This window comes from Streptomyces sp. A0592, from assembly GCF_004795115.1.
In the GTDB taxonomy this organism is placed as follows: domain Bacteria; phylum Actinomycetota; class Actinomycetes; order Streptomycetales; family Streptomycetaceae; genus Streptomyces; species Streptomyces erythrochromogenes.
In genome coordinates, this window is the sequence record NZ_SSBM01000001.1 from 296,928 (window position 1) to 308,972 (window position 12,045).

Genomic DNA, 12,045 nt, shown 5'->3' on the forward strand with positions numbered 1-12,045 from the left:
CGGGGGAAGATCACGTCGAGGAGGGTGCACATGCTGCGCGGTTTTGCGACGATCAACTTCTGGGCGGACGACCTGGAGGCGGCGAAGGCCTGGTACACCGAGGTGCTCGGGATCGCGCCGTACTTCGAGCGGCCCGGGTACGCGGAGTTCCGCATCGGCGACTACCAGCACGAGATCGGCATCGTCGACCGCCGCCACGCCCCGCCGGGCGCCGCCCGGGAACCGGGCGGGGCGGTGGCCTACTGGGTCGTCGACGACCTCCCGGGGGTCCGGCGGCGGCTCCTGGAGCTGGGGGCCGAGGAGTACCAGCCCGTGACCGCGCACGGTGACGGCGGGTTCGTCACGGCGGCGGTCACCGACCCCTTCGGCAACGTGCTGGGGATCATGCGCAACCCGCACTACGTGGAGGTCCTCGAAGGGGCGACGCCGGATCCCGCCTGACCGCCCCGGCAGGTGACGTGAGCACGTCCATGTGCGGGGCCTGAGATCATTCCCGGTATGGACGACGTACTGGGGCGACTGGCCGACGTGGGGCCCTTCTTCACCGTCGCGTACGGGCAGGACCCGCCGGGGTCCGGTTTCCGGCCGCTCACGGCGCTGTACGGCGGGCAGCTCGTGCCGTACGTGGCCGAGGTGGGCCGCCGGATCGGCAGCGGGCCCGGCAGGGTGGCCGCGTCGACCGCCCAGTTCGGGATCGCCTCCCGGCTGTGGTCGATCGGGCTGGGCTGCGCGGCCCTGGACGGGCGGGTGCCGGACCTGGCCGCCGACCGGGTGTGGTGGCGGCTGCCGGACGAGGGCTCGCTCCAGCTGTGGCTGCCCCAGCCCGCAGGCGGGCCCGCGGCGGGCCTCGGGGCGTCGGTCCTGGGAAACCTGGCCCTGCTGGAGACGGCGCTGAGGGAGCGCTACGGGGTCTCCCCGACGGTCCTGCGGGGGAACGCCGCGTCCGGGCTCGTCGGTGCGCTGCGGGTGCTGATCGACCGGGTCCCGGGCGGCGCGGCCCCCGGTCTGGTGCGCGACCTGCTGGCCGAGGACGGCGCGCTCGCCGGCACCGGTTCGTTCATCCACGAGGAGGGCCTCGGCGTGGCCTTCGTGCGGCGCAGCTGCTGCCTCTACTACCGGGTCCCGGGCGGCGGCGGCCTGTGCGGCGACTGCGTCCTGCGGACCCGGCGCAGCGGCTGAGCACCTCGGCGGGGGCCTGTTCGGAGCAGCGGGGGCCCGTTCGGAGCAGGGGAGGGCGCGGCGCCGCCGCGGGGCGCGGGGGTGCGTCGTAGCGTCCCCTGCATGACCGCAAGCACACCGCACCAGCCCGCTTCCCTCACCCGCCGCGCCGCCCTGACCGGGCTGGCCGCGGGAGCCGGGGCGCTCGCCGTCGGGAGCACCGCCTGCACGGCCGCCGCCGCGCCCTCGCCGACGCCGTCCGTGCCGTCCGCGCCGTCGGCGTCGGATCCGGCGCCCGGAGCGATGAAGCTCTTCACCGACCCCGGCTTCAACTTCGCCGGGCTCCTCGCGCTCGGAGCCGCCGGCATGCGCGCCTCCGAGGTCGGCGAGGTGCTCACCGCGGTCAACACCATCAACGCGGCCGGTCTGTCCGAACAGACGTACACCGACACCTTCCGGTCCTGGGGCGACCGGCTCGCAGCGCCCCCCGCCGCCGGCCGGAACGGCGGCGGGACACCGTCGCAGACGCGCCGCTTCCGCTCGCTGCGCGCGGCCCAGTACTACGCCCAGGCGCTGTTCTACGTACTGGGCACCGACGAGCCGGGGGACGAGGAGGCGGTCTACCGGTCGGGACGCAAGGCCTGGGACACCTTCGCGCGGCTCTGCACGCCGTCCGCCGTCACGGACAGCGTCCCGTGGGGCAAGACCCGACTCCCCCTCTGGTTCTTCCGCCCGGACGGCCCCGCCGAGCGGCGCCCCACCGTCATCCTGACCAACGGCAGTGACGGGCAGAACCTCGACATGTGGACCTACGGGGTGTCCGCGGCCATCGACCGGGGCTGGAACGCCCTCGTCTACGACGGTCCCGGCCAGGGGCAGTTGCTGTTCGTGGAGGAGATCCCCTTCACCACCCGCTGGGAGACGGTGGTCCGACCGGTCGTCGACTGGCTGCTCCGGCGTGAGGACGTCGACGGCGACCGGATCGCCCTCACCGGCCTCAGCATGGGCGGCAATCTCGCCCCGCGCGCCGCCGCCTTCGAGCACCGGCTCGCCGCCTGCGTGGCGATGCCCGGATGCCTCAGTCCCTGGCTCGGCTTCGACAAGGAACTGCGCGACATCGTCACACCCGACAAGGAGGAGACCAACCGGGTCTGGAACGAGGAAGTCGTTCCGGAGCTGTCCCCGCAGGAGGCCTTCACGGTCAAGAAGCGGTTCGAGATCTTCGACCGGCAGGCGCTGCGCCAGGCACGCGAGGGCAAGGTCCTCACGGACCTGTGGACACCGGCCCAGGTGGCCATCGGCCTCGACATCACCAAGGTGGTCGGGCGGATCAAGGCCCCGACGCTCGTCCTGGACTACGACTTCGAGCAGTTCTACCCGGGCCAGCCGCGCGAGATGTACGAACTGCTCCGCACGCGGCGGGAGTACGTGAAACTGACGAAGGCCACCGGGGCGCAGTTGCACTGCTCCCCGATGGCCCCGCAGCAGCACTGCGACGTCGTCTTCGACTGGCTCGCCGACGTGCTCCAGCGCTAGTCGTTCGTGTACCAGCGGTTCAGAAGACCTCAGAAGGTGAGGTTCCAGGAGTCGATCCTGCCGGTGTCGCCGCCGGCGTTGTCGTTGACCCGGAGCTTCCAGGTGCCGTTCGCGACCTCGGAGGAGGCGTTGACGGTGTAGACCTGGTTGATGTTGTCGGTGCTGCCGCCCGAGCGGTTGTGGACCGTGTAGACGCTGCCGTCCGGGGCGATCAGGTCGACCTTGAGGTCACCGATGTAGGTGTGGACGATGTTCACACCGACCTTGAGGGCGGCCGGGGCATTGCCCGTCACGCCGCTGACGGTGAGCGAGCTGTCCACGGTGGTGTTGTCACCGATGGCGAAGTCCGCGGTGTTCTCGAAGTACTTGCCGGGCGGCGGGGTGCTGCCGACGGCCTTGAGGGCGTCGACCTGGCCCTCTCCGAAGAAGCCGTTCTTCGCCGTGGTGCCCTTGCAGCGGCTGTCCGACGGGCAGGCGACGTCGTTGGCCTGGGTGGCCAGCTTGTCGCGCAGCTGCGCCGGGGTGATGCCCGGGTTGGTGCTGACCAGCAGCGCCGCCACACCGGCGACGTGCGGCGAGGCCATCGAGGTGCCGCTCATGGAGCCGTACTTGCCGCCCGGCAGGGTGCTGTAGATGCCGGTGGCGTCTCCGCCGGGAGCCGTGACGTCGACGACGTTCAGGCCGTAGTTGGAGTACGAGGCCTTCGCGGTGGTGCCCATCGCCGAGACCGTGACCACGCCCGGGAGCTCGGTCGGGATGTCCAGGCAGGCGTTGGTGATGGTGCGGGTGACCGGCGTGGAGTCGTTCGGGCTCTCGGTGTCGGTCGTCTTGTTGGCCAGGTCGAGGTTGGAGTTGCCCGCCGCCGCGACCTGCAGCGAGCCCTTGCCCTCCGCGTACTCCTGGGCACGCTTGACGCCCTCGATGATCGCGGCCTGGTCGGCGTTGTCCGGGCAGTTGAACTGCCACGGGTCCGTGTAGTAGCTGTTGTTGGTGACCTTGAAGCCGTGGTCACCGGCCCACATGAAGCCGCAGACGGTGTTCTCGGCGAAGAAGAGCGAGGAGTTCGGCTCGGCGATGCGCACCGAGGAGATCTTCACGCCCGGGGCCACGCCGATGACGCCCTTGCCGTTCTTGGCGGCGGCGACCGTACCGGCCACGTGCGTGCCGTGGGTGCCGACGTCGCGCCAGGCTCCCGTACGGGTGTCCGGCTTGCCGTACGCGCAGGACGCGGAGTCCGCGGCGTTGAAGTTCGGGGCCAGGTCCTGGTGCTGGTCGTCCACACCGGTGTCCAGGATGCCGACCTTGACGGACGCGGAGCCCGTGGTGACGGCCCAGGCCTGGTCGGCCTTGATCTGGGTCATGTCGGCGCGGACCGGCTCGCCCGAAGGCGTCGTGGACTGCGCCGGGTTGGCGGGCAGCGCCGGGTTGTAGGCGTCCGCCGGCACGTCGGAGGTGCGGGTGGCGCCGACCTGCTGGACCCCGCTGACGCCGCGCATGGTGGCGGCGAAGGAGGCGGAGGCGGAGTGGGCGGTGATGACGCCGATCGCGTCGTAGTACTGGAAGACCGTTCCCCCGTTGGCGGTGACCGCGTTGCGGACCGCCGTGGTGTCACCGGGGGCGGTGATCACGAGGTAGGCGCGGGTGCCGGCAACCCAGGTCGCACTCTGGGAGGACGGGGCCGCGGCCTGGGGCGCCGCCGCGGGAGCGGAGGCGGCGGAGCCGGACGGAGAGACCGGAGCGGTGCCGGCGAGCGCGGCGGGCGCCCCGAGGGCCAGGGCCGCACCGAGGGTGGCGGCCAGCACGAGGGTACGCCGAGGTCGGCTGGATATGTGGGGTATCAATGCGTCCTCCGTTGACCCGGTGGTCAGGCCGGGCCGTACGAAACAAGTGGTGGACGCAAGATGTCATGCACGCGGCCGGTTGCGGAAGTACCTTTTACAGCACCGGGGTTCGTTTATCGGTGGCCGAATTCCGACTATGGGTGCAAGTGCGGAGAATGCGGCGGGCCGGCCGGGCTGGGCACCGTGGGGGCGAGCCCTGCCCGGCCGGCCCGCGGGGGGCGACCGGCTGGGGGAGGGGGCCTAGACCGGTACGCCGTCCTTGGGGTGGTGCGCAGGGACCGGCGCGGCGGTCGCCTCCGGGGCCGCCTCCGGGGCCGTGCCCGGTTCGGCCGGCTGCGTCGCGTGTCCGTCGTCGACCAGCGTCTTCTCGTCGAACGGCAGCCGTCCCGCCAGCACTTCGCCGGCCCGGCCGCGGTCGAACTCCTTCGTCCACGTCCCGATGAGCACCGTCGCGACCGCGTTGCCCGCGAAGTTCGTCAGGGCCCGGGCCTCGCTCATGAACCGGTCGATGCCCACGATCAGGCCGACCCCGTCGACGAGTTCGGGCCGGTGCGACTGGAGGCCGCCGGCGAGGGTGGCCAGGCCCGCGCCGGTCACTCCGGCCGCGCCCTTAGAAGCGATGATCATGAACAGCAGCAGGGAGATCTGCTCACCCAGGGCCAGCGGCGTGCCCATCGCCTCGGCGACGAACAGCGAGGACATCGTCAGGTAGATCGCGGTCCCGTCCAGGTTGAAGGAGTACCCGGTCGGCACCGTGATGCCGGTGACCGGCCGCGAGACCCCGAGGTGCTCCATCTTCGCGATCAGCCGCGGCAGCGCCGACTCCGACGAGGAGGTCGAGAGGATCAGCAGGAACTCCCGGCCCAGATAGCGCAGCAGGGCGAAGATGCTCACACCCGTGCACACGCGCAGCAGCGTGCCCAGCACCAGGAAGACGAAGAGCAGGCAGGTCGTGTAGAAGCCGATCATGATGACGGCGAGGGACTTCAGCGCGTCGATGCCGGTCGCGCCGACCACCGCCGCGATCGCTCCGAAAGCGCCCACGGGCGCCGCCCACATGATCATCGCAAGCACCCGGAACACCAGCTTCTGCACGTGCCCGATACCCCGCAGCACCGGCTCGCCCGCCGTACCCATGGCCTGGAGCGCGAACCCGCACAGCAGCGCCACCAGCAGCGTCTGGAGCACCTCGCCGCCGGTGAAGGCGGAGACCAGCGTGGTCGGGATGATCCCGAGCAGGAACTCCGGGGTGCTCTCGGCCCCGCCCGCCTTGGCCTGCGCCTCGCCGGCGCTGCGCGCCGCCTCGGTCAGCTGCAGGCCGCTGCCCGGCTCCAGCAGATTGCCGACCAGCAGGCCGATGGCCAGTGCCACCGTGGACATGATCATGAAGTAGCCGAGGGCCAGACCGCCCACGGCGCCCACTTTGGCGGCCTTGCGTACCGAACCGATGCCCAGCACGATCGTGCAGAAGATCACGGGCGAGATCATCATCTTGATGAGGTTCACGAAGCCCGTGCCGAGGGGTTTGAGCTCCACGGCCACGCCGGGTGCGGCGAACCCGACCACGATGCCGAGCAGCACCGCGGCGATCACCGCGATGTAGAGATAGTGCGTTCTGTCGCGCTTGGCGGCCACGATGCCTCCTGGTGGTGAAGTCGTCCGGGGAGACCATCACCCAGGGCTGTGACCCCGGTCACCCTTGCGTTCATTGAGTTCACGACCCGGTGCACACTGAGCGCCATGTTCCGCTTCCCTCGTCCGCCGCGCAGCCTCGCCGGCCAGCTCTTCGCCATGCAGGTACTGCTCGTCGCCGTGGTCGTCGCGGGCTGCGCCGTCTTCGCCTACGCCACCGCCCGCGGGCAGGCCGAGGACGCCGCCCGGCGCCAGGCCGGGGCCGTGGCCCGCGCGGTCGCGGACTCACCCTCCGTACGCGAGGCCGTACGGGGAGCGGCGCGCGGGAACGACCCGTCGGTCGAGCTCCAGCCCTACGCGCAGAAGGTCCGCGTGGACTCCGGGGTCGACTTCGTGACGATCATGGCCCCGGACGGCAGGCGCTGGACCCACCCCGACCCGCGCCGGATCGGCGAGCCCTTCATGGGCAACACCGCCGCGGCCCTGCGCGGCGAGACCTTCAGTGAGACCTACACCGGCACCCTCGGCCCCTCCATCCGGGTGGTCACCCCGCTGGAGGACGGCGGCCGGATCGTCGGCCTGGTCAGTGCGGGGATCACCGTCCGCGCCATCAGCGACCGGCTCGGCGCGCAGCTCGCCGCGCTCGTCTGGGTCGCGGCGGGCGCGCTCGCCCTGGGCGGTGCGGGCACGTACGTCGTCAACGCACGGCTGCGCCGCCACACTCATGGCATGAACGCGGCCGAGCTCAGCCGGATGTACGACTACCACCAGGCGGCCCTGCACGGGGTGCGCGAGGGCCTGCTCATGCTCGACGGCCAGCGCAGGATCACCCTGATCAACGACGCCGGCCGCGAGCTGCTGGGCCTGCCGGGGGACGTCACCGGAACCGGGGCCGCCGACCTCGGTCTGCCGGCTCCCCTCACCGGTGTCCTGCTCGCCGACCGGCCCCGGGTGGACGAGGTGCACCTGACGGCGGACCGGGTGCTGGTGGTCAACAGCTCGCCGGTCGCCGGAGGCGGCCGCCGCGGCACCGTGGTCACCCTGCGCGACCACACGGAACTGCAGTCGCTGACCGGCGAGCTGGACCACGAGCGGGGCTTCACGCAGGCACTGCGCTCGCAGGCGCACGAGGCGGCCAACCGGCTGCACACCGTGGTGTCCCTCATCGAGCTCGGCCGGGCGCAGGAGGCGGTGGACTTCGCCACCGCCGAACTGGAACTGGCCCAGGCCCTCACCGACGAGGTGGTCTCCGCGGTGGGGGAGCCGGTACTGGTCGCGCTGCTGCTGGGCAAGGCCGCCCAGGCGCACGAACGGGGCGTCGAACTCGTCGTCACCGCCGACAGCCGCAGCCTCGCCGACCTGGGCGGCCTCCCGCCGGCCCGCGACCTCGTCACCGTACTGGGCAACCTCATAGACAACGCCGTCGACGCGGTGACGGCCGTACCGGGTGCCCGGATCGCGGTCACACTGCGGCCCGAGCGCGACGAGCTGCTGCTGCGGGTCGCCGACAACGGGCCCGGGCTGCCCGAGGGGGTGGACGTGTTCCGCCGGGGCTGGTCGGGCAAGGGGGAGGGCCGCGGGCTCGGCCTCGCACTCGTCGCCCAGGTCGCGCAGCGCTACGGCGGCGCCGTGGTCGCCGCGCAGGGACCGGGAGGCGGTGCGGAGTTCACCGTACGGCTGCCCGCGGCGCCCGAGCGGGCCGCGGACCCGGCCCGGGCCGCGGGCGGCCCGCGGTGAGCGGCACCGAGGTGCGCGTACTGGTGGTCGAGGACGACCAGGTCGCCGCCGACGCGCACGCCCTCTACGTCGACCGGGTGCCCGGCTTCACGGCCGTCGGCGCCGTCCACTCGCTCGCCGAGGCCACCCGGGTGCTGGAGCGCACCCGGGTCGACCTGCTGCTGCTCGACCTCGGCCTGCCCGACGGGCACGGCCTGCGCTTCGCGCGCGGACTGCGGGCCGCCGGGCACCCCGTCGACGTGATCGTGGTGACCTCCGCCCGGGACCTGGCCGTGGTCCGCGAGAGCGTCTCGCTCGGTGTGGTCCAGTACGTCCTGAAGCCCTTCGCCTTCCCGACCCTGCGCGAACGGCTCCTGCGCTACGCCGAGTTCCGCGCGACGGCCGGCGAGGCGGCCGGCCAGGACGACGTCGACCGGGCGATGGCGGCCCTGCGCGCGCCCCGCCCGGCCGAGCTCCCCAAGGGGCTCAGCGCGCCGACCCTGGACCGGGTCGCCGCCCTGCTGCGGGCGGCGCCCGAGGGGCTGACCGCGGCGGCGGCGGCCGAGGCGGCCGGGACCTCCCGGATCACGGCCCGCCGCTACCTGGAGCACCTGGTGGACACCGGCCGTGCGGACCGGACCCCCCGGTACGGCCAGGTCGGCCGCCCCGAACTGCACTACCGCTGGCTGGCGGCGGCGACCGGTTCGGTGTCGAAGGTGTAGAACTTCCGGTGGTCGAGCATGTCCGCCGGGGTCACGTTGTTCCACGGCCGCATGGTGTCGTTCAGGTCCACCACGTTCGTCGTGCCCGCCGCCGGCAGGTACGTCGACTGGGGGTGCTTGGCCTGCCAGTCCGCCCACAGCTTGTCGATGAAGGCGTGGTGCATCCAGAACACCGGGTCGTTGGGGGAGACTCCGGTGGACATCTGCCCGCCGACCCAGACGTGCACCCGGTTGTGCAGGTTGGCGCCGCGCCAGCCCTCCAGGTGGTTGCGGAAGCCGTTGGAGGAGCTGTTCCAGGGGGCCATGTCGTAGACCGGCATGGCGAGTACGGAGTCCACCTCGGCCCGCGTCGGCAGCTGGGCGACGCCCGCGCCGAGGGCGCGCCGCAGGTACGGGCGCCCGTCCACGCGCACGTCTACGTTCCAGCGGCCCGTCGAGTAGGCGAAGGGGCCGTCGATGACCTGCCCGTCGCGGGCCCGCCCGGTGCCGCCGAGGAAGTCGGGGGCCCAGAGGGAGGAACGGGTGGTGCGGTCGGCCGTCCAGTCCCAATAGGGGAGCGCGACGCTCGCGTCCACTTTCTGCAGCGCCTCCTCGAACTCCAGCAGGAAGCGGCGGTGCCACGGGAGGAAGGAGGGGGAGCGGTGGCCGACGCGGTCGCCCGAGTCGGTGTCGCCCATGATGAAGCCGTTGTGGGTGGTGACGAAGCGGTCGTAGCTGCCGTTGCGCTTGAGCTCCAGCAGGGCCGAGGTGAAGGCGCGCTTCTCGTCGGGGGTCAGTGTGGCCTGGTTCTTGCGGACGGTCATGCCGCACCTCCGAAGGGGACGAGGGGGGCGCCCTGGAGGTCGCGGACGGCGGCGCGGGCGAGCAGCTTGGGCCCGGTGAAGGTCTCGTAGTGGTTGATGACGCTGATCCAGCTGCCGTCGGCGTTGCGCATGATGTGGAGTTCTCTGCCGTCTATTCGGACGGTGGGTTGGCCGGGTGCGTGGTGGCCGCCGTGGTGGCCTCCGCCGCCCGTGGTGATCTGAATGCGGCGGCCCTGGTAGACCTCGTCGACCGTGCCCGGGGGTGTGGGTGCGGCGGCGGGGGTCGCGGCGGCGCTCGTGGCGACGCTCGTTGCTGCTGCGGTCAGGCCGAGGACGGTGAGTGCACCGGCGGTTGTCCCCAGGGCCTGACGGCGGGTGATCTTGTTCATGCCCGAAGAGGTATCAGCGCTCGGGAGGGGCTTGGCCGGTATCCGGACATCAGTGGATACGTTGCCGGTAGAACAAGTTGGATGATCTTCCCGTCCGGACCGGCTCCTGAGGTTCGGACGGGAAGATCTGCGGCATTGAGCCTACTCCGCAGTAATTTTTTCTGGAAGTCGGGGGTCGTATGAGCGGTGTCACACTGCAGAGTCGGCCGGAAGCGGAGCGTCAGGCCTGTGGTGAGGTGGACGCGGCCCGGCCCTGCGGGATGTCTTTGATGAACACGAGCCCGTCGGTCGCCGTCAAGTGGGCCGGCTCGAACGGGAAGTAGCCGAACCAGGCGGACGCGCGGGGCGCGGCGAGGGTGTCGCCGAGGGCGGCGCCGAGACGGGGGGAGTCGATCACGCAGACGTCGTCCGGGAGCGCGTACAGCAGTCCCTCCAGCGTGCCCGGCTGCGGGGCGTCCACGCCCCGGTGCCGGATCGTGCCGAGGGCCGTCGCGAAGAAGGCGTAGCTCTCGCCGAGGTGGACGCTCGCGATCGAGCCGGCGCTCCACCACTCCAGGGGCAGACCACCCATCCGCATCGAGCTCTTGTCCCGCTGGAGGTGGCTGTTGTGGGCGTGGACCAGGGTGGGGCCGCGCTCGGCGAGGGCGAGGAGGTTGTCGGCCATCATCAGGTCCCGCAGGCCGGCCAGCCGCGCCATGCGGCCGGGGGAGCTGTCGGCCATCCAGTAGTGGTAGCGCAGCAGGCCGGTGGCGGTGCGCCCGTACAGGCGGGCCCGCTCCCACTCCTCCCGGGAGGTCGCGGGGATCAGGTGCGGCGTCTGCGCGTCGAGCAGTGCCGCGAGATCGTCGGCGAGCAGCCGCAGTTCCCCCGCCTCGGCGGACCGGCCCGCCGACCGGGCCGGGTCCGTCATCGCGGCCGGCTCGGTCCACCGGTCGTCGGCTCCGAGCAGGCGGTCGAGCGTCCCCGCCGTACAGGGGAGCAGGCCGGGGTCGACGTGGCGGGCGAGGTAGGTGTGGAGGGAGGTGACGGCCTCCCGGGGGCTCGCGGCTCCGGTCATCTCCAGCGGGCCGTCGATGCCGGCAAAGCGGAGCTGCTCGGGCGCGGGCCGGCCTTCGTTGTACGCCCGCATCCAGCGCACGAGTTCGCGGTTGGCCGCGGAATCGCCGAAGCCGTGGCTGAACCCGTGCTCCATGACCTCGTCGAGGCTGCCGGCGGCGGAGGTGACGTACGCGTCGACGCGCAGCCCCGCCAGACAGTCGCTCTCGATCGCGATCGTCCGGTAGCCCTCCTCCTCGACGAGCCGGCGGAAGAGTTCGTTGCGCACGTCGAGCAGTGCGTCCTCGCCGTGGGTGGGCTCGCCCAGCGCGAGCACCCGCGGCCGGGTCGCGAGCAGTCCCATGACGGCGGCTGCGTCGACGGCGTGGACGGTGTCCTTGATGTCAGTGGCCATGCCTTCAACGCTATCGTTGAAGCTTCGGTTGAAACTTTTCGACGATATCGTGGGGAGGATGGGGCGAAACCTTAAAACCAGTGGGCGACTGAGGCCGGTCGATCTGGCGCGCGGCCACGGCCTGTCCACGCAGGCGATCAGGAACTACGAGGAGGCGGGCGTCCTTCCGGCCGCCGACCGCACGCCCCACGGCTACCGCACCTACACCCCGCTGCACGCGCGCGCCCTGGACGCCTTCCTCGCGCTCGTGCCCGGCCACGGCCACCGGACGGCGACGGCGATCATGCGGGCGGTGAACGAGGGCGCGGTCGACGAGGCGTTCCGCCTCATCGACGAGAGCCACGCCCAACTCCTCGACGACCGGCGGACCCTCCGGGCGGTGGAGAACGCCCTCCGTGACCTGGCGCCCACCGGGGAAGTGCCCGCGTCCGGCGAGATGTTCATCGGGCCGCTCGCGGAGCAGCTGGGGATCCGCCCCGCGACCCTGCGCGCATGGGAGCGGGCCGGTCTCGTCCGGCCGCGCCGCGATCCGCTGACCGGCTACCGCGTCTACGACGGGGCCGCCGTACGGGACGCACGCCTGACCCGCCAGCTCAGGCGCGGCGGCCACCTGCTGGAGCAGATCGCCCCCCTGCTCGTCCAGGTCCGCTCGGCCGGCGGCCTGGAGCCCCTGGAGACGGCGCTGCGCACCTGGCGCGACCGGCTGTCCTCCCGCGGCCGTTCCCTGCTGACCGGTGCCGCCGGGCTGGAGGCGTATCTCGACGCCGACGGCTGACGGCCCACGGCTCGGCGGGGTTT

The 12,045-nt window shown here is 72.2% G+C and carries 11 protein-coding genes; 6 read left to right on the top strand and 5 right to left on the bottom strand.

Features of this window, described 5'->3' with window-relative positions:
- The first annotated feature begins 30 nt into the window (after positions 1-30).
- The 3 genes from E6U81_RS01450 to E6U81_RS01460 all read left to right on the top strand — a co-directional run bounded on the left by E6U81_RS01450 (position 31) and on the right by E6U81_RS01460 (position 2,694).
- Positions 31-441: a VOC family protein gene (locus E6U81_RS01450; protein ID WP_136228186.1), complete on the top strand. Its 411-nt coding sequence runs from the start codon at positions 31-33 to the stop codon at positions 439-441.
- Positions 442-498: 57 nt separating this feature from the next.
- On the top strand, positions 499-1,179 hold the full coding sequence (locus tag E6U81_RS01455; RefSeq protein ID WP_136228187.1) for a (2Fe-2S)-binding protein: 681 nt from the start codon (positions 499-501) through the stop codon (positions 1,177-1,179).
- 102 nt (positions 1,180-1,281) lie between these two features.
- Positions 1,282-2,694 carry an alpha/beta fold hydrolase gene (locus tag E6U81_RS01460; RefSeq protein WP_136228188.1) on the top strand — a complete coding sequence of 471 codons (1,413 nt, stop codon included), beginning with the start codon at positions 1,282-1,284 and terminating at the stop codon, positions 2,692-2,694.
- Positions 2,695-2,723: 29 nt separating this feature from the next.
- Here the strand turns inward: E6U81_RS01460 and E6U81_RS01465 are convergent, their stop codons facing one another.
- Together E6U81_RS01465 and E6U81_RS01470 are read right to left on the bottom strand one after the other, a co-directional pair.
- Entirely contained in the window at positions 2,724-4,496 is a 1,773-nt protein-coding gene (locus E6U81_RS01465) for a S8 family serine peptidase (RefSeq protein WP_136228495.1), read from the bottom strand.
- A gap of 279 nt (positions 4,497-4,775) precedes the next feature.
- Positions 4,776-6,170, bottom strand: coding sequence for a cation:dicarboxylase symporter family transporter (locus tag E6U81_RS01470; RefSeq protein ID WP_136228189.1), 1,395 nt, complete (start codon positions 6,168-6,170; stop codon positions 4,776-4,778).
- A gap of 105 nt (positions 6,171-6,275) precedes the next feature.
- On the opposite strand from E6U81_RS01470, the gene E6U81_RS01475 reads away from it, so the two are divergent.
- Together E6U81_RS01475 and E6U81_RS01480 are read left to right on the top strand one after the other, a co-directional pair.
- Complete coding sequence (locus tag E6U81_RS01475) at positions 6,276-7,904, top strand: sensor histidine kinase (RefSeq protein ID WP_136228190.1); 1,629 nt, start codon at positions 6,276-6,278, stop codon at positions 7,902-7,904.
- Complete coding sequence (locus tag E6U81_RS01480; RefSeq protein ID WP_136228191.1) at positions 7,901-8,605, top strand: response regulator; 705 nt, start codon at positions 7,901-7,903, stop codon at positions 8,603-8,605. Before E6U81_RS01475 ends, E6U81_RS01480 begins: the two co-directional genes overlap by 4 nt.
- On the opposite strand, the gene E6U81_RS01485 is transcribed toward E6U81_RS01480, so the two are convergent.
- The 3 genes from E6U81_RS01485 to E6U81_RS01495 all read right to left on the bottom strand — a co-directional run bounded on the left by E6U81_RS01485 (position 8,560) and on the right by E6U81_RS01495 (position 11,247).
- Positions 8,560-9,408, bottom strand: a complete 849-nt coding sequence (locus tag E6U81_RS01485) for a tyrosinase family protein (RefSeq protein WP_136228192.1) — start codon at positions 9,406-9,408, stop codon at positions 8,560-8,562. The two genes, E6U81_RS01480 and E6U81_RS01485, sit on opposite strands and share 46 nt — an antisense overlap.
- Positions 9,405-9,797: a tyrosinase cofactor gene (locus E6U81_RS01490; RefSeq protein WP_136228193.1), complete on the bottom strand. Its 393-nt coding sequence runs from the start codon at positions 9,795-9,797 to the stop codon at positions 9,405-9,407. The genes E6U81_RS01485 and E6U81_RS01490 overlap by 4 nt, the downstream gene beginning before the upstream one ends.
- Positions 9,798-10,017: 220 nt before the next feature.
- Complete coding sequence (locus tag E6U81_RS01495; RefSeq protein WP_136228194.1) at positions 10,018-11,247, bottom strand: erythromycin esterase family protein; 1,230 nt, start codon at positions 11,245-11,247, stop codon at positions 10,018-10,020.
- Between the two features lie 58 nt (positions 11,248-11,305).
- On the opposite strand from E6U81_RS01495, the gene E6U81_RS01500 reads away from it, so the two are divergent.
- Positions 11,306-12,022, top strand: coding sequence for a TioE family transcriptional regulator (locus E6U81_RS01500; protein WP_136228195.1), 717 nt, complete (start codon positions 11,306-11,308; stop codon positions 12,020-12,022).
- Positions 12,023-12,045: the final 23 nt, after the last annotated feature.